This is a genomic window from Streptomyces sp. NBC_00464 (genome assembly GCF_036013915.1).
In the GTDB taxonomy this organism is placed as follows: Bacteria; Actinomycetota; Actinomycetes; order Streptomycetales; family Streptomycetaceae; genus Streptomyces.
Window position 1 is genome coordinate 5910653 of the sequence record NZ_CP107899.1, and the last position, 24092, is coordinate 5934744.

Annotated in this window: 21 protein-coding genes; 11 read left to right on the forward strand and 10 right to left on the reverse strand. The window is 70.7% G+C overall.

The features are described from left to right. Nucleotides 1–41 precede the first annotated feature (41 nt). A complete protein-coding gene (locus OG912_RS26585) occupies nt 42–1628 on the forward strand; it encodes a Na+/H+ antiporter (RefSeq protein WP_327711562.1) in 1587 nt (528 codons plus the stop codon). A 16-nt stretch (nt 1629–1644) separates the two neighbouring features. On the opposite strand, the gene OG912_RS26590 is transcribed toward OG912_RS26585, so the two are convergent. Next, a complete protein-coding gene (locus tag OG912_RS26590; protein ID WP_327713551.1) occupies nt 1645–2766 on the reverse strand; it encodes a mechanosensitive ion channel family protein in 1122 nt (373 codons plus the stop codon). 52 nt (nt 2767–2818) lie between these two features. Here OG912_RS26590 and OG912_RS26595 point away from each other — a divergent pair, with 52 nt between their 5' ends. Continuing rightward, the gene (locus tag OG912_RS26595; protein WP_326740568.1) at nt 2819–3397 is read left to right on the forward strand and encodes a dienelactone hydrolase family protein; all 579 of its coding nucleotides are present in this window, start codon (nt 2819–2821) and stop codon (nt 3395–3397) included. A gap of 62 nt (nt 3398–3459) precedes the next feature. On the opposite strand, the gene OG912_RS26600 is transcribed toward OG912_RS26595, so the two are convergent. From OG912_RS26600 to OG912_RS26615, 4 genes are all read right to left on the reverse strand, one after another. Beyond that, a complete protein-coding gene (locus tag OG912_RS26600; RefSeq protein ID WP_327711563.1) occupies nt 3460–4422 on the reverse strand; it encodes a zinc metalloprotease in 963 nt (320 codons plus the stop codon). A gap of 393 nt (nt 4423–4815) precedes the next feature. After that, entirely contained in the window at nt 4816–5628 is an 813-nt protein-coding gene (locus tag OG912_RS26605; RefSeq protein ID WP_327711564.1) for a DsbA family protein, read from the reverse strand. A gap of 51 nt (nt 5629–5679) precedes the next feature. Beyond that, nucleotides 5680–6411, reverse strand: coding sequence for a hypothetical protein (locus tag OG912_RS26610; RefSeq protein ID WP_327713552.1), 732 nt, complete (start codon nt 6409–6411; stop codon nt 5680–5682). A gap of 86 nt (nt 6412–6497) precedes the next feature. Continuing rightward, nucleotides 6498–7823 carry a DUF2252 domain-containing protein gene (locus OG912_RS26615; protein WP_327711565.1) on the reverse strand — a complete coding sequence of 442 codons (1326 nt, stop codon included), beginning with the start codon at nt 7821–7823 and terminating at the stop codon, nt 6498–6500. A 182-nt stretch (nt 7824–8005) separates the two neighbouring features. Between OG912_RS26615 and dnaE the strand changes: the two genes are divergently transcribed. Beyond that, nucleotides 8006–11542 (forward strand): DNA polymerase III subunit alpha, encoded by a 3537-nt coding sequence (dnaE, locus tag OG912_RS26620; RefSeq protein ID WP_326735694.1) that lies wholly within the window; start codon nt 8006–8008, stop codon nt 11540–11542. Nucleotides 11543–11639: 97 nt separating this feature from the next. Here the strand turns inward: dnaE and OG912_RS26625 are convergent, their stop codons facing one another. Further along, nucleotides 11640–11819: a hypothetical protein gene (locus tag OG912_RS26625; RefSeq protein WP_326735693.1), complete on the reverse strand. Its 180-nt coding sequence runs from the start codon at nt 11817–11819 to the stop codon at nt 11640–11642. A gap of 260 nt (nt 11820–12079) precedes the next feature. Between OG912_RS26625 and OG912_RS26630 the strand changes: the two genes are divergently transcribed. The 4 genes from OG912_RS26630 to OG912_RS26645 all read left to right on the forward strand — a co-directional run bounded on the left by OG912_RS26630 (nt 12080) and on the right by OG912_RS26645 (nt 16303). Next, complete coding sequence (locus OG912_RS26630; RefSeq protein WP_327711566.1) at nt 12080–13414, forward strand: NYN domain-containing protein; 1335 nt, start codon at nt 12080–12082, stop codon at nt 13412–13414. A 154-nt stretch (nt 13415–13568) separates the two neighbouring features. Next, nucleotides 13569–14543 (forward strand): ABC transporter ATP-binding protein, encoded by a 975-nt coding sequence (locus OG912_RS26635; protein WP_326740566.1) that lies wholly within the window; start codon nt 13569–13571, stop codon nt 14541–14543. A gap of 238 nt (nt 14544–14781) precedes the next feature. Further along, entirely contained in the window at nt 14782–15510 is a 729-nt protein-coding gene (locus tag OG912_RS26640) for an ABC transporter permease (RefSeq protein ID WP_326740565.1), read from the forward strand. 34 nt (nt 15511–15544) lie between these two features. Continuing rightward, nucleotides 15545–16303 carry an ABC transporter permease gene (locus OG912_RS26645; RefSeq protein WP_327711567.1) on the forward strand — a complete coding sequence of 253 codons (759 nt, stop codon included), beginning with the start codon at nt 15545–15547 and terminating at the stop codon, nt 16301–16303. Nucleotides 16304–16547: 244 nt separating this feature from the next. Here the strand turns inward: OG912_RS26645 and ybaK are convergent, their stop codons facing one another. The 4 genes from ybaK to OG912_RS26665 form a co-directional block, all read right to left on the reverse strand. After that, nucleotides 16548–17051, reverse strand: coding sequence for a Cys-tRNA(Pro) deacylase (ybaK, locus tag OG912_RS26650; RefSeq protein WP_327711568.1), 504 nt, complete (start codon nt 17049–17051; stop codon nt 16548–16550). A gap of 22 nt (nt 17052–17073) precedes the next feature. After that, nucleotides 17074–17817, reverse strand: coding sequence for an LON peptidase substrate-binding domain-containing protein (locus OG912_RS26655; protein ID WP_326735689.1), 744 nt, complete (start codon nt 17815–17817; stop codon nt 17074–17076). Between the two features lie 5 nt (nt 17818–17822). Beyond that, nucleotides 17823–18860, reverse strand: a complete 1038-nt coding sequence (locus OG912_RS26660) for a hypothetical protein (protein ID WP_327711569.1) — start codon at nt 18858–18860, stop codon at nt 17823–17825. 244 nt (nt 18861–19104) lie between these two features. Next, nucleotides 19105–20706 carry an oxidoreductase gene (locus OG912_RS26665; protein ID WP_327711570.1) on the reverse strand — a complete coding sequence of 534 codons (1602 nt, stop codon included), beginning with the start codon at nt 20704–20706 and terminating at the stop codon, nt 19105–19107. A gap of 160 nt (nt 20707–20866) precedes the next feature. On the opposite strand from OG912_RS26665, the gene hisD reads away from it, so the two are divergent. Genes hisD through OG912_RS26685 form a run of 4 tightly spaced genes read left to right on the forward strand, consistent with a single transcriptional unit; the run spans nt 20867 to nt 24082 of the window. Next, entirely contained in the window at nt 20867–22189 is a 1323-nt protein-coding gene (gene hisD / locus OG912_RS26670; protein ID WP_327711571.1) for a histidinol dehydrogenase, read from the forward strand. Beyond that, on the forward strand, nt 22186–23319 hold the full coding sequence (locus OG912_RS26675) for a histidinol-phosphate transaminase (protein WP_327711572.1): 1134 nt from the start codon (nt 22186–22188) through the stop codon (nt 23317–23319). Before hisD ends, OG912_RS26675 begins: the two co-directional genes overlap by 4 nt. Beyond that, nucleotides 23316–23918, forward strand: coding sequence for an imidazoleglycerol-phosphate dehydratase HisB (hisB, locus tag OG912_RS26680; protein ID WP_327711573.1), 603 nt, complete (start codon nt 23316–23318; stop codon nt 23916–23918). The genes OG912_RS26675 and hisB overlap by 4 nt, the downstream gene beginning before the upstream one ends. Further along, nucleotides 23915–24082, forward strand: coding sequence for a hypothetical protein (locus OG912_RS26685; RefSeq protein ID WP_266777672.1), 168 nt, complete (start codon nt 23915–23917; stop codon nt 24080–24082). The genes hisB and OG912_RS26685 overlap by 4 nt, the downstream gene beginning before the upstream one ends. The last annotated feature ends 10 nt before the right edge of the window (nt 24083–24092 follow it).

Genomic DNA, 24092 nt, shown 5'->3' on the forward strand with positions numbered 1-24092 from the left:
GCCGAGACCGGGCCCGGCCGGAGCGCTCCGGAAGGCACCTCGTGGATCAAATGGCCCTGCTGCTCCTGTTGTTGCTCGGAGCAGTGGTCACGGTGCCACTGGGGGACCGGCTCGGGCTTCCGGCCCCGGTGCTGATGACGCTGGCGGGCGTCGGGATGGCCTTCCTCAGCTTCGTACCGAACGTGGACATCCCGCCCGAGATCATTCTTCCCGCGCTGCTGCCTCCGCTGCTCTACGCCTCCGTGCAGCGCACCTCCTGGCGGCAGTTCGCCGCAAACAAAAGGCCGATCTTCCTGCTGGCCGTGGCACTCGTCTTCCTGACGACGGCAGCCGTCGCCGCGGTGGCCAACGCGATCGTTCCCGGGCTGCCCCTCGCCGGCGCCGTCGCACTCGGCGCGCTCGTCGCCCCGCCCGACCCGGTCGCGGCCACTGCTGTCGCGGGATCGGTCGGGCTGCCCCGCAGGCTCGTCTCCATCCTGGAGGGCGAGGGCCTGTTCAACGACGTCACCGCGATCGTGCTCTACCACGTGGCCATCGCCGCGGCGGTGAGCGGCACCTTCTCGCTGCCCGAGGCGTTCGGGCTGCTGATCCTGTCCGCGGTCGTCGCCGTGGCGGTGGGCGTCGCGCTCGGCTGGCTCACCATCAAACTCATGGGCCTGCTCGGCGATGCGACCCTCCAGGTCGGGCTGACGCTGCTGGTGCCGTTCGTCAGCTACGTGCTCGCCGAGGAGCTGATGGGCTCCGGCGTGCTCGCCGTTCTGACCACCGCGCTCTTCCTCGCCGAGTACACCGCCGACGCCGACGACGTGCTCGGCCGGCTCACCGGCCGCACGTTCTGGGAGATCGTCGACACCCTTGTCACCGGTGTCGCCTTCGGACTGATCGGCCTCGAACTGCACAACGTCTTCGGGACGGCCGACGGCCGCAGACTGGAGATGACCGGCTGGGGCCTGGCCGTCGTCGCCGTCGTCGTCGGCGTCCGGCTGCTCTATCTGCTCCCCGCGACCTGGCTGGCCAAACGGCTGCACACCCGCCGCGACGTCAGCGAGGACATCCCCACCGGCTGGCGGGAGACCGTCGTCATGTGGTGGGCGGGGATGCGCGGGGTGGCCTCGGTCGCGCTGGCGCTCGCGATCCCGCTGGAGACGGACGACGGGAAACCGTTCCCCGGCCGCGACGAGATCGTCTTCATCGCCTTCTCCGTGATCATGGTCACGCTGGTCTTCCAGGGCCTGACGCTGCCGTGGCTCGTGCGCAAGCTGCGGGTCAAGGCGGACCTCGACGCCGAGGAGGCGCTGGAACGGGAGCTCGCGATCCGCGCGGCCAAGGCGGCCAAGCAGCGGTTCAAGGAGATCCAGGAGGTCGAGGAGTTCCCCGAGGACGTCGTGGAACGCCTCCAGCGGCTGGCCTACGACGTCGGGGCGCGGATCAGTCCCGACATGGTCGACGACGAGCGCCGCGAGGCGTACGCCCAGCGCGCCGAGCGGTTCAAGGCGATCAGCCGCGTCCAGCGCGAGATGCTGTCGGCCGCCCGCCACGCGGTGCTCTCCGCGCGCAGCGAGGCCGGCGCGGACCCCGAGGTGGTCGACCGGGTCCTGCGGCAGCTGGACGTACGCAGCCTGCGCTGACTCCCACCGGGGACCTTCAGCCGCGCCCGGTGCGCGGCGCCCTGCCCCAGCCCGCAGGCTTCTCGTCCGCGCCGTTCACCGTCGGCCACGCGTCGCCGGGCGGCAGTGCCGCGGGGGCCGTGGCGATCCGCGGCAGCGCGTACGGATGGTGGTCGCGCAGCCAGCCGATCAGCTGCTCCCTGACCGCGCAGCGCACCGTCCAGATGTCGTCCGCGTCCTTCGCCGTGACCACCGCGCGCACCTGGATCGTGGAGGGCGTGGTGTCGGTGACCGCCAGCGACCAGTCCCGGCCGTCCCATGCGGCGCACTCGCCCAGGATGTCCCGCAGCTGCTCGCGCATCGCGGCGACCGGCGCCGCGTGGTCGAGATGGAAGAAGACCGAACCGGTCATCTGGACCCCGCCGCGCGACCAGTTCTCGAAGGGCTTGCTCGTGAAGTACGAGACCGGCATCGTGATTCGCCGCTCGTCCCAGGTCCGGACCGCGAGGAAGGTCAGGGTGATCTCCTCGATCGTGCCCCACTCGCCGTCCACCACCACCGTGTCGCCGATGCGCACCATGTCGCCGAAGGCGATCTGCAGGCCCGCGAAGAGATTGCCGAGCGTGGACTGGGCGGCGACACCCGCGACGATGCCGAGTACACCGGCCGAGGCCAGCATCGAGGTGCCGACCGTCTGCATGGCGGGGAACGTCAGGAGCATCGCGGCGACGGCGACGGTCGTCACGATCGCGATGACCACCCGCTGGATCAGCGTCACCTGGGTCCGGACCCGCCGCACCCGCGCCGGGTCCCGGGTGTTCGCCGCGTAGCGCGCGTACACCGAGTCCACCACCGCGACGGCGATCCGCACCACCAGCCAGGCCGACGCCCCGATCAGCACCAGCGTCAGCACCTGGCCGATGCCCGTCCGGTGGTCCCGGACCACGTCGAGCCGGGTGTGAGGGTACGTGGCCCGCAGCAGCGCCGTGCCCAGCGTCAGCTGGAACGGGATCCGGCAGCGGCGCAGCAGCCCCCACAGTGGTGTCTCGTGGTGCCGGCCGTCGGCCCGCCTGAGCAACAGGTCGAGCAGCCAGCCCGCCACCAGCGTGATCAGGGCCGTACCGCCGAGGACGATCACCGGCCGCAGTACGTTCTCCATGCTGTCGTTCTCCATGCCGTCGCTCTCCAAGCTCTCGACCGTAACTGGCACCATGGACCTCATGAACATCATGCTTTTCCACTCGACGTACGGCCTGCGCCCCGCGGTGCACGCGGCCGCCGACCGGCTGCGCGCCGCCGGGCATGAGGTGCACGTGCCCGATCTCTTTGGGGGACACACCTTCGAATCCGTCGAGGAAGGGCTGGCCTTCAAGGAGGAGACGGGCAAGGAGGAGCTGCTCAAGCGGGCCGTGCTCGCCGCGGCGCCCTACTCCGACCGCGGGCTGGTCTACGTGGGCTTCTCGCTCGGCGCGTCCGTTGCCCAGACGCTGGCCCTCGGGGACGCGAAGGCGCGGGGGTTGCTGCTGTTCCACGGGACTTCGGACATCGCGGAGAACGCCACCGTGGACGAGCTGCCCGTACAGCTCCACGTCGCCGACCCGGATCCGTTCGAGACGCACGACTGGCTGAACTCCTGGTATCTGCAGATGCAGCGGACCGGCGCCGATGTAGAGGTCTACCGGTACCCCGGCGCGGGGCATCTGTTCACCGACGCGGAACTCCCGGACTTCGACCAGGCGTCGGCCGAGCTGGCCTGGAAGGTCGCGATCGGCTTCCTCGCCACGCTGTGAGCACACGAGGGGCCCCGCGCACGGAACGGTGCGCGGGGTCCCTCGGGCAACACGGAACGGGATCAGCCGCGGTACGCGGTCCAGCTGTCGCTCATCCGCTGCACCTGGCCGGCGGTGAACTGGTACATGCAGGAGTCGTACGTGTAGTCCATGAAGTTGTGGATCGGGTCCACGCCGGTCTTGTTGGTGCAGGTGTCGCGCCCGGTCGGGCACTCGAAGGCGGCGGACTTCTCCGCGGGGGTGTCGGAGACGTAGTCGCCGTTGCCGTTACAGCCGCCCTGGAACGTGTGGTAGAGCCCCATCCAGTGGCCGACCTCGTGCGTCGCGGTGTCGCCCTCGTCGTAGTTGGTGGCGGAGCCGCCCGGCAGCGAGGTGTCCAGGATCACCACGCCGTCCATGGACGGGCTGGAGTTGTAGGAGCTCGGGAACGTCGCCCAGCCGAGCAGTCCGCCGCCGAGGTTGGCGGTGTAGACGTTGAGCGCGTTCTTGCCGCCCTTGCGCAGAGCCGTCTTCATGGCCTTCTCGGCCGACGAGCCCGAGGAGACGTTGTACCAGGAGGCGTTGTCCGTGTAGTCGGTGCCCGCAAGCGAGAACTGGAAGCCGGTCGGGGTGTTTCCGGTGCCCTGGCCGCTGTACGCGGCGTTCAGCACGCTCATCTGGCTGCTGATGTCGCCCGCGGTGAGCTTGCCCGTGGTGCCGGAGTGGATGACGTGGAAGTAGACCGGGACGGTCGCGCCGGCGGCGAGGGCGGAGCCGCTGACCCGGCGCTCGGCGACTCTCTGCTTCAGCTGCTTGTCGATGGCCGCGGCCTGGGTGGTGGTGAGCTCGTTGGGATCCGCGGCGTGCTGCGGGCCCGTGGGGCGGGACTGGCGGGCGGTGGCGTCTGCCGGGGCGTCGGCGCAGGCCTCGGCCGATGTGGCCGCTGCGGCCTTGCCCGAAGCGACGGTGGCGCCGGAGGAGACGGAGAGCGGTGCCAGGGCCAGGGTTCCGGCCAGGACGGCGGTGCCGATCGCACGGTGACGCATACGCGGTGATATACGAGCAAGAGTGCGCACAGGGACTCCTCGCGGATGTGTGGGGGAAGGGATTTCCTCACCCGCCGCCGGGGAGATTACGTGGGCATGTCATCCGTGGGGGAGGATCGATCCGGCCCAATCATTCATGGTGCAAATCGGTGGAACGGGAAGAAAATCTTCTGCCTGCTCCGGAGTTTGAGACACGAACGTCATCTACCGGGGCGGACTCATGGCCGGTGTGTCCGCATTGGATCCATGGAGGATGCGGCCCGGCACGGCGTCGTCATCTGCCGTCAACACGGGCCGCAGTGGCCGGATCCCGACGGTCCGCGCGCACGGCGGACGCGAACGGGCAGGTGAACCCGGCGGGTTCACCTGCCCGTTCGTCCGGGGCGGGGCGGATCAGCCCTTCAGTGCGGCGGTGATCGCGGTGTTGAAGTCCGGCACCGTCATCGGGGCGTTCTTGTTGTCCGAGCCGGTCAGCGTCTTGCCGTCCATCTTCAGCGTCGGGGTGCCCTCGACGCCGCTCTTGTCGAAGGCGGCGGACATCTTCATCGCCCAGGCGTCGTACGTGCCGTCCTTGACGTTCTTCTGGAAGGCGTCATTGCCCTTCAGTGCGTCCACCGTGTCGGCGACCTTGATCAGGTACGAGTCGTCCTTGAACTTGTCGTCCGTCTCCTCCGGGTGGTACTTCGCGGAGTAGAGCGCGTACTTGTAGTCGAGGAAGGCCTCGGGGCTCACGTTCAGCGCGGCGCCCAGGGCGCTCAGCGCGTTCTTCGAGCCCTCGCCGCCGTTGCTGTCCAGGAACGTGGCACCGACGTACTTGACCTTGTACTTGCCCGCGTCGACGTCCTTGTGGACGGTCTCGCCGACGGTCTGCTCGAAGGAGGCGCAGATCGGGCAGCGGGAGTCCTCGTACAGCTCCAGGGTCTTCTTGGCGGTCGACTTGCCGATGACCACGGTCGTGCCGTCCGCGCCCGAGGTGTTCTTCGGCGCGGAGACGTTCTTCGCGTCCTTCGCGGCGTCCCAGTGGTCCGGCTTGTTCAGCTGCATCACGCCGTAGGCGCCGCCGCCGATGACCGCGAGGGCGGCGACGACCGAGACGCCGACGACGAGCTGCCGGCGGGTCCTGTCCTTCTTGGCCTGGCGCTCGCGCTCCTCGCGCAGCCGCTCGCGGGCGGCGGACTTGTTGGCCTGGCTGTTGCGCTTGCTCATGGTTCGGTTCTCCGTGGGGTGCGTGGTCTACGTCATCAGGGACTTGCGTGCTCAGGCGGTGGCGCAGGCCGAGCGCGGTGGTCCCCTCCGTCCCACGGAGTGCACCAGGAAGCGGGCGTGGACGAGCAGGTGCCGGCCGGGGCCGACGGTACGGACCTTGAGGCGTACGGAGCGGCGGACCGCGCCCGCCACGGCCACCGCGATCAGCAGCGGCCGGAACGCCAGCAGGGCGAACGCGCCCAGCAGCCCGGCGAGCGCCAGCTCACCGCGGTGCAGCCAGGCGGCGGCGAGCAGCCCGACCGTCACATGCGCGGCCAGCAGCAGCCACGGCACCAGGGGACCGGGCGAGGCCAGCAGTGCGGCCGCGCCGTGACCACCCGCGGTCACCGAGACCAGCGGTGTGCCCACCGCGCCGACGCCACCGAGCCCCGCCGCACCCGTCCCGACGTCACCACCGCCGCACAGCGCGTCGATGCCGACCGACCGCAGCGGCCCTGCGATCGGGCCGCCAGCCGCGCCGTAACAGAGGTGCTGGCCGGTGGTGAAGACGGTGTCCGCGGCCAGCTCCAGCGGCACCAGCAGCCCGGCGATGGCCCCGTAGCCGCGCTCCCGGCCCGCCAGCGCGTAGGCCACGGCGAAGACGGCGCCGGCCAGCACGGCGACGAGGGTCAACGGCAGCGGTACCCGGGAGAGCAGCACATGGGAGGCAGCGGAGAGCGTCACGACGAGCGCTGTGAAAAGCGCCGCGCGTACGACCCTGAGCTGCGTCCCGGAGATGTCCATCGTCAGGGAGTGTCGCATGCGAACCTGTAAGCGATCCCTAAGGGTCCTGGGCACTGTGGGAAGGCTTACAGCTCCTTGCGAGCTTCTTACAGCCCCGGGATACGGCCGTTGCGGAAGAGGTCCACGAAGATCTGGTGGTCCGCGCGCGCCCGGGCGCCGTAGCTGTGGGCGAAGTCCACCAGCAGGTCCCCGAACCCCTCCTCGTCCGCCGCGATCGCCGCGTCGATCGCCCGCTCGGTGGAGAACGGCACCAGCGAGTGACCGCTCTCGTCGTCCGCCGCGGAGTGCATTGTCGCCGTCGCCCGGCCGAGGTCGGCGACGACCGCCGCGATCTCCTCGGGCTCGTCGATGTCGGACCAGTCCAGGTCGACCGCGTACGGAGACACCTCGGCGACCAGCTGACCGGCCCCGTCCAGCTCGGTCCAGCCCAGCCACGGGTCGGCGTGCGCCTGCAGGGCGCGCTGCGAGATCACCGTGCGGTGCCCCTCGTGCTGGAAGTAGCTCCGCACCGCCGCGTCCGTGATGTGCCGGGAGACGGCGGGGGTCTGTGCCTGCTTGAGGTAGATCACGACATCGTTCTCCAGGGCGTCGCTGTTGCCCTCCAGAAGGATGTTGTACGAGGGCAGCCCGGCCGATCCGATGCCGATCCCGCGACGGCCGACCACGTCCTTGACCCGGTAGGAGTCCGGGCGGGTCAGGCTCGACTCCGGCAGCGTCTCCAGATAGCCGTCGAACGCCGCGAGGACCTTGTAGCGCGTCGCCGCGTCCAGATCGATCGAGCCGCCGCCCTCCGCGAACCGGCGCTCGAAGTCACGGATCTCGGTCATCGAGTCCAGCAACGAGAACCGGGTCAGTGAGCGGGCGACGCGCAGGGCGCCCAGGAGCGGGCCGTCGGCGGTGTCGAGCGTGAACGGCGGTACCTCGTCGTTCTTCGCGCCCGTCGCCAGCGCGTGGATCCGCTCGCGGTAGGCCGCCGCGTAGACCTGGACGAGCTCGGTGATCTGGTCGTCGCCCAGCGCCTTCGCGTAACCGATCAGGGCGACGGAGGCGGCGAAGCGCTTGAGGTCCCAGGTGAAGGGGGCTACATAGGCTTCATCGAAGTCGTTGACGTTGAAAACCAGTCGGCCGTTGGCGTCCATGTACGTGCCGAAGTTCTCCGCGTGCAGATCGCCGTGGATCCACACCCGGCCGGTGCGCTCGTCGAGATAGGGGCCGCCGTGCCGCTCCCGCTCCAGGTCGTTGTAGAAGAGACACGCCGTGCCCCGGTAGAAGGCGAACGCGGAGCCCGCCATCTTGCGGAACTTCACCCGGAAGGCAGCCGGATCGGCGGCCAGCAGCTCACCGAAAGCTGTGTCGAAGACCTCAAGGATCTGCTCCCCGCGCTGCGCTGCGCCGGTCTGCGTTTCCGACATCTCTGGGTGCCTCCTGGTACCTGGCCTGCATGACGACGTACATGACAAAACGGACGAGCGTCCTCGCCCCTCCAACGCGCGACCGTATCGCGGAGTGCCCGTCGACTGTCACCTCGGAGACGTAGACTTCCACGCTGTCCCCCCTGCCCCGCCACCCTCACTTCCCCCGGAGGCACAGCGCCGTGACCAAGCCGCCTTTCACGCACCTTCACGTCCACACCCAGTACTCGCTGCTGGACGGTGCCGCGCGGCTCAAGGACATGTTCGAGGCCTGCAACGAGATGGGCATGTCCCATATCGCGATGACGGACCACGGCAACCTGCACGGGGCGTACGACTTCTTCCATTCGGCGGCGAAGGCGAATGTGACGCCGATCATCGGGATCGAGGCGTACGTCGCTCCGGAGTCGCGCAAGCACAAGCGGAAGATCCAGTGGGGTCAGCCGCACCAGAAGCGCGACGACGTCTCCGGTTCGGGTGGTTACACCCACAAGACGATCTGGGCGTCGAACGCTAAGGGGCTGCACAACCTCTTCAAGCTGTCCTCGGACGCCTATGCCGAGGGCTGGCTGCAGAAGTGGCCGCGCATGGACAAGGAGACCATCTCCCAGTGGTCCGAGGGCCTGATCGCGTCCACCGGCTGCCCTTCCGGGGAGGTGCAGACCCGGCTGCGGCTCGGACAGTTCGACGAGGCCGTCCAGGCGGCCTCCGACTACAAGGACATCTTCGGCGAGGGCAAGTACTTCCTGGAGCTGATGGACCACGGCATCGAGATCGAGCGCCGGGTCCGTGACGGGCTCCTCGAAATCGGCAAGAAGCTGAACATCCCGCCGCTCGTGACGAACGACTCGCACTACACCTACGCCAGCGAGGCGACCGCGCACGACGCGCTGCTCTGCATCCAGACCGGCAAGAACCTCTCCGACCCGGACCGCTTCCGCTTCGACGGCACCGGCTACTACCTCAAGACGACGGACGAGATGTACGCCGTCGACTCCTCGGACGCCTGGCAGGAGGGCTGCGCCAACACCCTGCTGGTCGCGCAGCAGATCGACACCACCGGGATGTTCGAGAAGCGCGACCTGATGCCGAAGTTCGACATCCCGGACGGCTTCACGGAGATCACCTGGTTCCAGGAGGAGGTCCGCGTAGGGATGAACCGCCGCTTCCCCGGCGGGGTCCCCGAGGACCGGCAGAAGCAGGTCGAGTACGAGATGGACATCATCATCCAGATGGGGTTCCCCGGGTACTTCCTGGTCGTCGCCGACTTCATCATGTGGGCCAAGAACAACGGCATCGCGGTCGGCCCCGGCCGAGGCTCCGCCGCCGGCTCGATCGTGTCGTACGCCATGGGCATCACCGACCTCGACCCGATCGAGCACGGGCTGATCTTCGAGCGGTTCCTCAACCCCGAGCGCGTCTCCATGCCCGACGTCGACATCGACTTCGACGAGCGCAGGCGCGTCGAGGTGATCCGGTACGTGACCGAGAAGTACGGCGCCGACAAGGTCGCCATGATCGGCACCTACGGCAAGATCAAGGCCAAGAACGCGATCAAGGACTCCGCCCGCGTCCTCGGCTACCCGTACGCGATGGGCGACCGGCTCACCAAGGCCATGCCCGCCGACGTCCTCGGCAAGGGCATCGACCTCAACGGCATCACCGACCCCAAGCACCCGCGCTACAGCGAGGCCGGCGAGATCCGGGGGATGTACGAGAACGAGCCGGACGTCCAGAAGGTCATCGACACCGCGAAGGGCGTCGAGGGCCTGGTCCGGCAGATGGGCGTGCACGCCGCCGGCGTCATCATGTCCAGCGAACCGATCGTCGACCACGCCCCGGTATGGGTGCGGCACTCCGACGGCGTCACCATCACGCAGTGGGACTACCCGCAGTGCGAGTCGCTCGGCCTGCTGAAGATGGACTTCCTGGGGCTGCGCAACCTGACGATCATGGACGACGCCATCAAGATGGTGAAGTCCAACAAGGGCGTCGACCTGGAGATGCTGGCGCTGCCGCTGGACGACCCCAAGACGTACGAGCTGCTGTGCCGCGGCGACACGCTCGGGGTGTTCCAGTTCGACGGCGGGCCGATGCGCTCCCTGCTGCGCCAGATGCAGCCCGACAACTTCGAGGACATCTCCGCCGTCTCGGCCCTGTACCGGCCGGGCCCGATGGGCATGAACTCGCACACGAACTACGCCGAGCGCAAGAACGCCCGCCAGGAGATCACTCCGATCCACCCGGAGCTGGAGGAGCCGCTCAAGGAGGTCCTCGGCCTCACCTACGGCCTGATCGTGTACCAGGAGCAGGTGCAGAAGGCCGCCCAGATCGTCGCCGGGTACTCGCTCGGCGAGGCCGACATCCTGCGCCGCGTGATGGGCAAGAAGAAGGCCGACGAGCTGGCGAAGAACTTCGTCCTGTTCGAGGCCGGTGCCAAGAAGAACGGCTTCTCCGACGCCGCGATCAAGGCGCTGTGGGACGTGCTGGTCCCGTTCGCCGGATACGCCTTCAACAAGGCGCACTCCTCCGCGTACGGCCTGGTCACCTACTGGACCGGATACCTCAAGGCCAACTACCCCGCCGAGTACATGGCGGCGCTGCTCACCTCGGTCAAGGACGACAAGGACAAGTCGGCGGTCTACCTCAACGAGTGCCGTCGCATGGGCATCAAGGTGCTCCCGCCGAACGTCAACGAGTCCGAGTCGAACTTCGCCGCACAGGGTGACGACGTCATCCTCTTCGGGTTGACGGCCATCCGTAACGTCGGTCAGAACGTCGTCGACTCGATCATCCGGTGCCGCAAGGCGAAGGGGAAGTACAGCAGCTTCCCCGACTTCCTCGACAAGGTCGAGGCGGTCGTCTGCAACAAGCGGACCGTTGAGTCGCTCATCAAGGCCGGCGCCTTCGACGAGATGGGCCACACCCGCAAGGGCCTCGTCGCCCACCACGAGCCCATGATCGACAACGTGGTGCAGGTCAAGCGCAAGGAGGCCGAGGGGCAGTTCGACCTCTTCGGCGGCGGCGAGGAGGACAGCGACGAGCCGGGCTTCGGGCTCGACGTGGAGTTCTCCGACATCGAGTGGGAGAAGTCCTACCTGCTGGCCCAGGAGCGCGAGATGCTCGGGCTCTACGTCTCCGACCACCCGCTCTTCGGTATCGAGCACGTGCTGAGCGACAAGTCCGACGCCGCGATCTCGCAGCTCACCGGCGGCGAGCACAGCGACGGCGCGATCGTCACCATCGGCGGCATCATCTCCGGCCTCCAGCGCAAGATGACCAAGCAGGGCAACGCCTGGGCCATCGCCACCGTCGAGGACCTGGCCGGCTCCATCGAGTGCATGTTCTTCCCGGCCACCTACCAACTGGTCTCCACCCAGCTCGTCGAGGACACCGTCGTCTTCGTGAAGGGACGCCTCGACAAGCGCGAGGACGTGCCCCGGCTGGTCGCGATGGAGATGCAGGTCCCCGACATCTCGAACGCGGGCACCAACGCCCCCGTGGTGCTGACCATCCCCACGGTCAAGATCACCCCGCCCATGGTCAGCCGGCTCGGCGAGGTGCTCAACAGCCACCGCGGCGACACCGAGGTACGGATCAGGCTCCAGGGCCCCCGCAAGACCACGGTGCTCCGGCTCGACCGGCACCGGGTGAAGCCCGATCCGGCGCTCTTCGGCGACCTGAAGGTGCTCCTCGGCCCGTCCTGCCTGGCCGGCTGAGACCCCCGGACCGACCCGCACGCACGAGAGGGGCGCCCCGCGAAAGCGGGTGCGCCCCTCTCGGCTACCGGCCTGTGGCCGTACCGGAGAAGTCCGGTCAGTTGTGGCCGAAGCGCCGCTGATGCTTACGCGCAACATCGGCAGGGCTGCCCTGGGACTGCGCCTGGGGCTGGTTCTGCGACTCGAAAGCCGTGGACCGTGCCTCCTGCGCACCGCGCTCCGACTCGGACGCGCGCTCCTGCTGGCTGCCCTGCTTGCGGTTCTTGTTCTTGGCCATGGTGTTCCTCCTATGGGGACTCTCGGGGCCAGGACCGCTGTCAGATTCACATAATCGGATAAACCCCGCATGTTGGATCATTACCGTGCGTAGTGAGGAGGTAAGATGCGCCGTTTTCCGGATCCGCCACGCCGATGATCGAGTTCCGGCCGTTAACCCCTGTGCGGTCGGGCAGACTCGAAGGAAACCCTGAGTAAGCGGATCCGATCCTTTCCCGAAGACCGGACCCGTTGGAGTCGTTCCCGAATTCCTGGAAGAGGGTGGAACGCGTGGACCGTTGCGTCGTCCTGGTGGATGCCGGTTACCTGCTGGGCGCAGCCGCGAGCCTGCTGGCCGGGGAGCCCGCCCGTTCCCGCATCACCGTCGACCACGCGGCCCTGATCCAGGGCCTGCGGGAGCGGGCGGAGGCCGATACCGAACAGCCGTTGCTGCGGATCTACTGGTTCGACGGCGCCCCCGACCGCGTACCGCAGCCCGAACACCGCAGGCTGCGCGTCATGCCGCGGGTGACGGTACGGCTCGGCGCCCTGACCCGCAGCGACGGGCGCTGGGCGCAGAAGGGCGTCGACGCGGCGATGCACGCCGAGCTCACCGAACTCGCCAGGAACCGGGCCTGCTCGGACGTCGTCCTGGTGACCGGCGACGGCGATCTGCTGCCCGGCCTGATGTCCGCCAAGGAGCACGGCGTCGCCGTCCACCTCTGGGCCGTCCAGGCCGCCGACGGTGACTACAACCAGTCGGAGGACCTGGTCGCGGAGGCCGACGAGCGGAGCGTGCTGGACCGGGCCTGGATCACCCAGGCCGTACGGGCCAAGGAGACCGGCGGCGCCTGCGCCCCGCCCCCCGTACCGCGCCCCGAGATCGCCGCGATCCTCTCCGCGCCCCTGCCCGAGGCGGCCCTCGCGGCCTCCGCCGAGCGGGCCTCGGAGGCCCAGGCCGAAGCCGCCCGCAACGGCACGTCCACGCCACCCGACGAGAACACCGGCCACACCGCGCACGGCCACGGCGGCAGGGGCGTCCCCACCCCGAAGGACCTCGCGGGCAGCCTGCGCGGCCCCGCGGCGCAGGCGGACCGGCAGCAGCCCGCCCCGCCGCCCGCCAACGCGACCCTGCGCTGGTCCTCCGACCGGGGATGGGTGGAGCGCGGCGGCCCCCTCGGCGAACCCCCCGAGACCGCCTCCCTGCCGACGCTCGCCCAGGTCACCAGCGCCGAGCAGCGCTGGGCGGACCGGGAGGAGGACATCACCACGGTCGGCGGTGACCCCTTCGAGGTGGGGCAGGTCTTCGCCCGGCGCTGGATGGAACGCCTGCCGGAGACCGTCCACCTGCAGAAGCTGTCCACCATGTATCCCCGCATCCCGCACCGCATCGACGGCGAACTTCTGCGGTACGCCGCCCGCTTCGGGCTGCTCGCCCACAAGGACGACCAGATCGACGAGCACGACCGGTACGCGATCCGGGCGGGATTCTGGCGCGAGATCGACGTACGGGCGGCGGCGGAGCACACCCCGGCGGGCGAGAAGCCCACCCCGGCGGCCGACCGGCACGCGCCTGCCGCCGGGAAACCCACGAGCGCGGCGGCGGCCGGGGACTGAGCTCGCATCGGTACCGGCGGCGCTCAACCCCGCCGGTGTTTGCTGCGTTGATGTCCGATCGGTGCGGCCCCGGGCGTAATGCGGGTCCCCGGACCCCGTACCCTCGTACCTCGTGAGTACGGGCACAGCACAGGCGCAGACGGCGAACGGCACTGTGTGCGCGGTGCGTGACCTGGTCAAGATCTATCCCGCGGCCCGGGGCCGGCGCGGCACGCCCGCCACCCCCGAGGTACGCGCCACCGACGGCATCAGCCTGGACATCCGGCGCGGTGAGATCTTCGGGCTGCTCGGCCCCAACGGTGCCGGCAAGTCCACCCTCGTGCGACAGCTCACCGGGCTCATGCGGCCCGACTCGGGCAGCGTCGACCTGCTGGGCCACGACCTCGTGCGCCACCCCGAACGGGCCTCCCGGCTGATCGGCTACCTCGGGCAGGAATCGACCGCGCTCGACGAGCTGACCGTCGGGCTCGCCGCCGAGACCACCGGACGGCTGCGTGGTCTTCCGGTACGCGAGGCCCGCGCCGAACGCGACGCGGTGCTGGATGAACTCGGTCTCGGCGAGCTGGCCGGCCGTCCTTTGAAGAAGCTCTCCGGCGGACAGCGGCGGCTGGCCTGTGTCGCGGCCGCGCTGGTCGGGGAGCGGCCGGTGCTCATCCTCGACGAGCCGACGACCGGAATGGACCCCGTGGCCCGGCGCGCCGTCTGGGCCGCCGTCGACCGGCGGCGTGCCGAGCGCGGTGCGACGGTGCTGCTGGTCACCCACAACGTCATCGAGGCCGAGACCGTCCTCGACCGGGTCGCCGTCATCGAACGCGGCAAGGTGATCGCCTGCGACACCCCGGCCGGGCTCAAGGAGCGGGTCGCGGGCGAGGTCCGGGTGGAACTGGTGTGGCGCGAGCGGGCGCCGCTGGACGTGCCCGAGGTCGCCGCCCTGCGGGCGTCCGCGCAGGAGTCCGGGCGCCGCTGGGTGCTGCGGCTCGGGCCCGACGAGGCGCGGGCGGCGGTCGCCGCCGTGACCGGTGGCGCGGCCTTCGCCGCACTCGACGACTTCACCCTGGCGACACCCAGCCTGGAGGACGTCTACCTGGCGCTCGGCGGGGACGCCACCAAAGGGCTGGTGAAGTCATGAGCCTCATGAGCGGGATCAGTGCGGTGGTCGAGGCGGCCGGAGCGGACCGGTGCGGGTGTGCGGCCGGGCAGGTATCGAACAGGAGCAGCGCCAGGTGACGAGCATCGTTCCTGCGGAAGCGGTGTCCGGGCAGCCGGGCCGGACGGGGCAGGCCGAGCGTCATGGCCGGACCGGGCAGGCCGGGCGCGACGACGGCGCACCGGGCCCGGCGCCCGCGTCGCTCGCGCCGCGCGCCCGGCTGTTCCCCTCGCTCGCCGCGGTCTACCGGGCCCAGCTGTCCCGGGCCCGCGTCGCCCGCATCCCGCTGCTCTTCGTGGCGACCTTCCAGTCCATCGGGATCATGGTCCTGATGCGCGGGGTCGTGGACGGGGGCTCGGAGGCCCGCGCCGTCGTGGCCGGGTCCAGCGTGCTGGTCGTCGCCTTCGTCGCCCTGAACATGCTGGCCCAGTACTTCGGGCAGCTGCGGGCCGGCGGAGGGCTCGACCACTACGCGACCCTGCCGGTGCCGCCCGCCGCGGTGGTGCTCGGAGCTGCCGGGGCGTACGCCTCCTTCACCGTGCCCGGCACGATCGTGACGGCGGTGACGGGCAGCGTGCTGTTCGGGCTGCCGATGACTCATCTGTGGGTGCTCGTCGCGGTCATCCCGCTCTCCGGCGCGGCTCTCTCCGGCCTGGGCGCCGCCTTCGGGCTGCTCGCGCCCCGGCAGGAGCTGGCCACGCTGCTGGGCCAGCTGGGCATGTCCGCCGCGCTGCTGCTGGGCGTGCTCCCGGCGGACCGGCTGCCCGGGCCGATCGGCTGGGCGCGCGACCTGCTGCCCTCCACGTACGGAGTCGAGGCGCTCGCCCGTTCCTTCGACGCCCACCCCGACTGGGCCGTCATCCTCCTCGACCTCGCCGTCTGCGCCGTCGTGGGCGTCCTCTCGCTCGCCGTGGCGACCTGGGCGTACCGCAGGGCAGCGGTCCGGTGAGGCGCGCCACAGGGACGCCTGGCACGATGGCACGGTGACAGCACCTCTGACGCCGCCGCACCAGCCCTCGCCCCACGACCCTTGGCAGACGCCGCCGGACGGCGGCAGCCCCACGGGTTCGCACCTCGGAACCTTGCTGCAGTCACCGGAGGAGCGGGAATTCCGCGCGGACCTGCGCAGGGCGGCGCTGGTCGCTCTCGCCGTGACGGTCGCCGGTGTGGCGCTCGGACTGCTCTGGCTCTGGCTGGCACCGCGGGTGCCGCTGGTCTCCGACGACACGGCCGTCTTCCTCAGCAACAGCGAGGGCGAGGAGGCGATCGGTGCCGACGGCACGTTCGCGCTTCTCGCGCTGGCTTTCGGTGCGGTTTCGGCGGGGCTGGCCTTCTGGTTCCACCGCAAGGGCGGGATCGCCCTCGTGGTGGGGCTCGCGGTGGGCGGACTGCTCGGCTCGCTCCTGGCGTGGCGGCTCGGTATCTGGCTGGGACCGACCGACGACGTGGTCGCCCATGCGCGCGAGGTCGGCAAGGGCGTGATCTTCGATGCGCCGCTGGAGCTGCATGCGAAGGGGGCGTTGCTGGCGTGGTCGTTGGCGGCGATGGCCGTGCATCTGGGGTTGACGGCGCTGTTCGGGCCGCGGGATCCGGAGCCGGAGTGGGGGGTGTACCACCCGGTGCCGTCGGGGGGTGCGCCCGCGCCGTCGGGGTCCGCGCCCGCGCCGTCGGGTCCGGCGCCGTCGTCCTCGCCCGAGCCGCCTGTGCCGCCGGTGCCGCCTGCGCCGCCGGCAGGGGCGTGAGCGGGGCCGCTGCGCGGGGCCTTTCCCCTACCCGCCCCTTCCCGTAACCGGGGCTCCGCCCCGGACCCCGGTCCTCAAACGCCGGACGGGCTGGAATTGGCCCGGTCCTGGAAGTGGCCCGGTCCTGGAAGTGGCCGGGTCTCAAACGCCGGATGGGCTGACTATGGCCGGTGCCGGGCGCAGTCAGCCCGTCCGGCGTTTGAGGACGGAACCGGGGTGATGGGGGCCGGTGCCCCGCGTCGTCCTACGCCCGGCCGATCGGCGCGAAGAGCGCCCCCGTCAGGGCCGCCAGGTCCGTGGGCGACAGTTCGACCTCCAGGCCGCGGCGGCCCGCCGATACGCAGATCGTCGCGTGGGACCGTGCCGACGCGTCCAGCACCGTGGGCAGCCGTTTGCGCTGGCCCAGGGGGGAGATGCCGCCGAGGACGTAGCCCGTGCTGCGCTCCGCCGCCGCCGGGTCCGCCATGGTGGCGCGCTTGCCGCCGGCCGCCGAGGCCAGGGCCTTCAGGTCCAGGGAGCCCGCCACGGGGACGACCGCGACCGTCAGACGGCCGTCCACGTCGGCGACCAGGGTCTTGAACACCCGGTCGGGGGAGACACCGAGGGCCTCGGCCGCCTCCTCGCCGTAGGAGGCCGATGCGGGGTCGTGCTCGTACGCGTGCACCGTGAACTCCGTGCCGGCCGCGGTCAGCGCGACCGTCGCGGGGGTGCCGCCGGACTGGGGCTGCTTCTTCGGCTTCTTCGCCACGGGGGAGTGGCCCTCCGGTCGCTCAGTTGGGGTGGGTCGGGGCGCGGGTGAGTTCCACGGCGGGCAGCGACGGGAGGTGGCGGATGACGGCGGTCTCGGAGCGCAGGATCGTCAGCTCCTCGCGCAGCCGGGTCGCCGTGTCCGGGGCCTGGAGCAGCCGCTGTTTGGCGGGGATGTCCAGGACCGCTGCCGCGGCGACCAGATAGGAGACGACCGATGGCTCGTGGGGCAGGTCCGCGCCCGTGGTCAGGGAGCGCTCGCTCGCGCCCGCAAGTCGCTTCTGGTACGCGCGGAAGGCCCGCAGGACGCCCTCGGTGAGCGCCTCCGCCTCCTCGCCCGGTTCCTCGTCGAGCTCTTCGAGCTCGGCGGTGAGATACGGGCCGCTCGCGTCCACGGACAGGAGCTTCACCCTGCTGGTGCCGGTGGCCAGGACCTCGAAGCTGCCGTCCGAACGCTCCCTGATCTTCGCCGCGTCGGCGATACAGCCGACCCGGTGGAACGTCTGGACGGGGTCCGGGCCGAAGCCGTCCGCCGGGCCGCGTTCGACGGGGACGGTCATCGCGTCCGGCATGCCCGCGGCTGTCGGGGCGGTCTCGCGGCCGTCGCGGATGGCGACCACGGCGAAGCGGCGCGGTTCGTCCTCGTCGGTCTTCAGCAGCTCGCGCATCATGGCGCGATAACGCTCCTCGAAGACGTTCAGCGGCAGCACAAGGCCGGGAAACAGCACCGCGTTCAGCGGGAACAGAGGCAGGCGAGCGGTGGTCACAACGGTCAAGCGTAATGGCCGCGCGCCCTGCCCCGGTCGGCCCGGTGGCCGGGCAGCGTTCCGGAGGCCACCCGGAGCCGTGCTCCGTCCCGTACGTCGAGGAATCTGCCGAGCGGATCGTCGGACACACAGGCCCAGGGGAACGACGTCGCGTGGGGTCCGATCTGCCGGAACTGTTCCAGCGCCTCGTCCCATCGGCCCCGTACCACCAGCACGTACGCGAGCAGATTGCGCACCTCGGCCGGCCATGCGTCGCCCGGCGCGAAGGCGGCGGACAGCGAGATCGCCAGGTCCGCCGCGGCGTCGATCCGTTCCTCCTGCACCGAGGTGAGCCCGGCCCCCGGCCCCTCGGTCAGCACCGCGAAGGCGGCCCGCAGCGGCAGCGCCTGCACCAGGGAGCTGGGCAGCGAGTCCTCCGCGGCCCGCTCGGCGAAGTCGAAGCACTCGCGGTGCGAGCCGTACCAGGCGGCGGAGAGGTACTGGAGAGCGGCGACATGGCAGCCGTAATGGTGTGTGGAGCGCTGTATGGCCTGTTCCCACAGCGCCTCGAACGTGGTGTGCGTGGCATGGGTGCCGCGGGCGTGGTCCAGCGCCAGGCGCCAGGGCACCGGATCGCGCGGATCGCCTTCGGCCGCCGCCGTGATCATCGGCCCGACCGCGCGCAGCTGCTCGGCGCGGGCCGGTGACTCCCAGGCCCGCTCGACCGCGAGCTGTGCCTTGACGAGGAGCGCGTCGCAGTCGTGCGGGGCTGCGGCCAGCCAGTCACGGAGCCAGCCGTCCCGGTTGCGGGCGAAGGCCACCAGCCGGTTCAGGCAGCGGTCCCGGCTCTCCCACTCGGCGGCCTCCCGGGTCGTCTCCAGCAGCTTCGCCGCCGGTTCGTACTCCCCGAGGGCGGCCGCCACCAGCGCGGGCGAGAGCCGCTCGTCAGGGGCGTCGAGCATCACCGCATGGTCCGCGGGCAACCCGGCGGACAACTCCGGGGCGTGCCGGATCATGCGCGCGGTACGGAGTAGAGCGCGGAGGAAAGGCATGGTGCAGACCATTGAAAAGCGCTGGTCGGGGCGGCGCCAGGGGGGCGCTGTGAAGCTTTGGTGCCGAGTGGATGGGTTGTGCCGACCGAGGCCAAGAAAGGGTAAAGGAAATCGCGGAATCTGGCCTGTTCCGGGCGTTCCGGTGGTCGGGATCCGGTGGTGCGCCCGATGCCAGGACGCCTGCGTCCGGCCACCTTCGGGCCTGCCGGGACAAGGGGCCGGGCCGGGGCGCCCTCCCGGCAGGCCGCCCGCAGGGTCAGCTGCGGCGCAGCAGCCGGGAGGCGCCGGCCGCGACGGTGGTGGCCAGTATCCAACCCAGCAGGACCAGGGCCGCCGCGATCCACTGCCAGCCGCCCTCCAGCCGCCAGTACCCGTCCTGGCCGAGGTTGATCACCGGCACCAGCAGATCCAGCGCGTACAGCGCGGGATTCCACTCGGGATGCTCGCTGCCCTTGATCGACGCCGGTTCGTACCGTGAGAACGCCACCGTTCCCGCCGCCCACAGCACCGCCATCCACACCGTGGCCCGCCCCGGCCGGTAGCCGTACGCCACCGTCCAGTCCTGGACGAAGCCCCAGAGCTTCGCGGCGGGCGGCAGTGTCTCGCGGCGCCGCCGCTGCTTGGCGAGCAGCACCTCGCGGGCGTCCGCGTCCTCCCCGCTGCTGCGCAGGACGGCGGCCAGCCGCTCGTACGGCTCCGGTACGTACTCCGGGGTCGCCGCCGACACCCACTCCAGGCGCCGGGAGAGCGGGAAGTGCCCGTAGGGGACGAGGTTCTCGTACACGAAACCGCCCATCGCCAGGCCGCCCGGGCCCGGCCAGCTGGTCGACACGTCGATCAGCGTGACGACCTTCGCGCCGTTGAGCACCACCCTGCCCTGCGCCGGGCGCGCCGGGTTGAACCGCAGTTCCGGGACGACGATCCGGCGCAGCGACAGCTCCTCGTGGCCGGCCAGCACGAAGACGGCCTTGTGCAGATCGACGGCGTCGCCGAACCGCCCGTCGTCCAGCCGCACCCCGCCCCGGCACCGGAAGACCTGCGGGCGGGTGCCGCGGGCCGGTGTCGGGAAGTTGGTGACGCCGTACGGGGGAGTGTTGCCCTGGTTCCCCGTGTCCACGCTGACCCAGGCCTCGCTCATGTACAGCGTCCGCTCCACACTCAGCTGCGGGGCGTTGAGCGCGCGGCGCCCCTGTGTCGCCCGCAGCCGGCTGCCGCGCAGGCTCAGCGAACCGCCCACCTTCGCCCCGCGCAGGCTCAGCTCGCCGTGCGTCTCGATCATCTCGGCCTGCAGGTCCTGGGCGACCGTGAGCCCGTCACCGACGAGCGCCCGGCCCTGCCGGTCGGGGCCGATATCGATCTGGCTGATCAGCAGATCCGTACCGATCTGGGCGTCCGTGAGCCGGATCCCGCGCTCGATCCGGCACCGCGGAAGATGGAGATCGCCCTCGGTGCGCAGCCGTGCCGCCTCCAGCCGCGGCATCGCGCACCCCACCATCCGCAGCGTCGTGAAGTGGCACTCGGGCAGCACCACCTCCTCCTCGAAGCGGCAGCCCGTCAGCTCCACATACGGATCGACGCGCCCGCCCGCGAGGTCGAGCCTTCCCGTGATCCGCAGCCCCCGGAGCTTCAGCGCCGCCACCCGGCCCGGCCGGGGCCGTGGACCGCTCAGCAGCAGCCGGGCGACGACCCGGGCCTCCACGCTGCGCTCGGGGCCCCAGACATGCGGGGCGAAGGGGTCGTCGCGCACCCTGTCGCGGGTGCGCAGGTCGTAGGTCGTCCCGGTCCGGAAGGCCTGCCACATGCCCAGCTCTGCCGGGCTGAGGCCCTCCGGGAATTCCCCGTCATGCGGTTCGGTCACCGACGCTCCTTCCGCTCGGAGCCGTAAGACCTGGTGCGTAATCCCCTTATTCCCTCTGGGTGACCAGGTGAACGCTCATAGTCAGCCGTCACACCGGGGGCATGTATCAGCCAGTGATACGGGCGTCCGGGCGTCTGAGGCGGTCTGCGAGAATTGCGGTGTGATCTCTCGAATCGATCTGCGCGGCAATGCCCTCCCCGAGGGCGGCGCCCTGCGCGACCTGCTGCCCCGTGCCGAGTTCGACGTGGAAGCCGCCCTGGAGACGGTGCGGCCCATCTGCGAGGACGTACGCCATCGTGGTTCGGCGGCAGTGATCGACTGGGGGGAGAAACTCGACGGGGTGCGGCTCGGCTCGATCCGCGTCCCGGCCGACGCGATCACCGGCGCACTGGAAACGCTCGACCCCGCCGTCCGCGCCGCGCTGGAGGAGTCGATCCGCCGCGCCCGGCTCGTCCACCGCGAGCAGCGCCGCACCACGCACACCACCCAGGTCGTCCCGGGCGGCACCGTCACCGAGAAGTGGGTGCCGGTCGAGCGCGTCGGGCTGTATGTGCCGGGCGGCCGCTCGGTCTACCCGTCCTCCGTCGTGATGAACGTGGTCCCGGCCCAGGAGGCGGGCGTCGAGGGCATCGCCGTCGCGTCCCCGCCGCAGAGGGAGTTCGGCGGACTGCCGCACCCCACGATCCTGGCCGCCTGTGCCCTGCTCGGGGTGGACGAGGTCTACGCCGCCGGCGGCTCCCAGGCCATCGCGATGTTCGCGTACGGCACCGAGGACTGCCTGCCCGTGAACCTCGTCACCGGCCCCGGCAACATCTACGTCGCCGCCGCCAAGCGCCTCCTCAAGGGCCGTATCGGCATCGACGCCGAGGCCGGCCCCACCGAGATCGCGATCCTCGCCGACGCCACCGCCGACCCGGTCCACGTCGCCGCAGACCTCATCAGCCAGGCCGAGCACGACCCGATGGCCGCCGCGGTCCTGGTCACCGACTCCGAGGAGCTCGCGGCCGCCACCGAGGTCGAGCTGACGCCGCAGGTCGCCGCGACCAAGCACGTCACCGACCGGATCGAACCCGCGCTGGCCGGCCGCCAGTCCGCGATCGTCCTGGTCAACGACCTGGAGGACGGCCTCAAGGTCGTCGACGCGTACGCCGCCGAGCACCTGGAGATCCAGACCGCCGACGCAGCGGCCGTCGCCGCCCGTGTCCGCAACGCCGGCGCGATCTTCGTCGGTCCCTGGTCGCCGGTCTCGCTCGGCGACTACTGCGCCGGCTCCAACCACGTCCTGCCCACCGGTGGCTGCGCCTGCCACTCCTCGGGCCTGTCCGTGCAGTCCTTCCTGCGCGGCATCCACATCGTCGACTACACGCGCGACGCGCTCGCCGAGGTCACCCACCACGTGGTGACCCTCGCCGAGGCGGAGGACCTCCCCGCCCACGGCGCCGCGCTCAAGGCCAGGTTCGGGTGGAAGGTTCCGCAGCAGTGACGAACAGCGACACCCCTCGCGGGACCACCCGCATCGACGACCTCCCCATCCGCGACGAACTGCGCGGCCAGTCCCCGTACGGCGCCCCCCAGCTCGACGTACCGGTCCGGCTGAACACCAACGAGAACCCGTACCCGCTCCCCGACGCCCTCGTCGACCGGATCGCCGAACGGGTCCGCGAGGCCGCCCGCGACCTCAACCGCTACCCCGACCGCGACGCCGTCGAGCTCCGCACCGAGCTGGCCCGCTACCTCACCCGCACCGCAGGGCACGAGGTCGGACCCGCCAACGTGTGGGCGGCCAACGGCTCCAACGAGGTGCTCCAGCAGCTGCTGCAGACCTTCGGCGGCCCCGGCCGTACCGCGATCGGCTTCGAGCCCTCGTACTCGATGCACGCCCTCATCGCCCGCGGCACCGGCACCGGCTGGATCTCCGGACCGCGCAACGAGGACTTCACCATCGACGTCGACGCCGCCCGCGCGGTCATCGCGCAGGAGCGCCCCGACGTCGTCTTCATCACCTCGCCCAACAACCCCACCGGCACCGCCGTCGACGCCGAGACCGTCCTCGCGCTGTACGACGCCGCGCAGGCGGCGGGGCCGTCGATGGTCGTGGTCGACGAGGCGTACGGCGAATTCAGCCACCACGCCTCGCTGCTCCCGCTGATCGAGGGCCGCCCCCACCTGGTGCTCTCCCGCACCATGTCGAAGGCGTTCGGCGCCGCCGGACTGCGGCTCGGCTACCTCGCCGCGGACCCGGCCGTCGTCGACGCGGTCCAGCTGGTGCGGCTTCCGTACCACCTGTCGTCCGTCACCCAGGCCACCGCGCTCGCCGCCCTGGAGCACACCGATACGCTCCTCGGGTACGTCGCGCAGCTCAAGAGCGAGCGCGACCGGATCGTCACCGAGCTGCGCGCTCTCGGCTTCGACGTCACCGACTCGGACGCCAACTTCGTCCAGTTCGGCCGCTTCGCCGACAGCCACACCGCCTGGCAGCACATCCTCGACCGGGGCGTCCTGGTCCGGGACAACGGCGTACCGGGATGGCTGCGGGTCTCCGCAGGGACCCCGGCAGAGAACGACGCGTTCCTCGATGCGGTACGCGAACTGAAGAAGGAGCACGACGCATGACTCGCGAGGCCCGCGTAGGAAGAGTGGAGCGGACCACCAAGGAAACCTCCGTGGTCGTCGAGATCAACCTCGACGGCAGCGGCAAGGTCGATGTCGCGACCGGGGTCGGCTTCTACGACCACATGCTCGACCAGCTCGGCCGCCACGGACTGTTCGACCTCACGGTCAAGACCGACGGCGACCTGCACATCGACTCGCACCACACCATCGAGGACACCGCCCTCGCCCTCGGCGCCGCCTTCAAGCAGGCCCTCGGCGACAAGGTCGGCATCTACCGCTTCGGCAACTGCACCGTCCCGCTGGACGAGTCGCTCGCCCAGGTCACCGTCGACCTCTCCGGCCGCCCCTACCTGGTGCACACCGAGCCCGAGAACATGGCGCCGATGATCGGCGAGTACGACACGACGATGACCCGGCACATCCTGGAGTCCTTCGTCGCCCAGGCGCAGATCGCCCTGCACGTCCACGTCCCGTACGGGCGCAACGCCCACCACATCGTGGAGTGCCAGTTCAAGGCGCTCGCCCGCGCCCTGCGCTACGCCAGCGAGCACGACCCGCGCGCAGCCGGCATCCTCCCCTCCACGAAGGGCGCCCTGTGACCGGCCTCAACACCGTCCTGATCCTGGTCGGCCTCTTCCTGGCCGGCGGGGTCTACTCCTTCTCGAAGCAGGGCATGCCCAAGGGCGTCATCGTGCTGCTCTCGATCGCCTCCGTGATGTGCCTGGTAGCGGGCGTCATGCGGATCCAGGGTCTCTGGGACTGAGGAGCGAAAC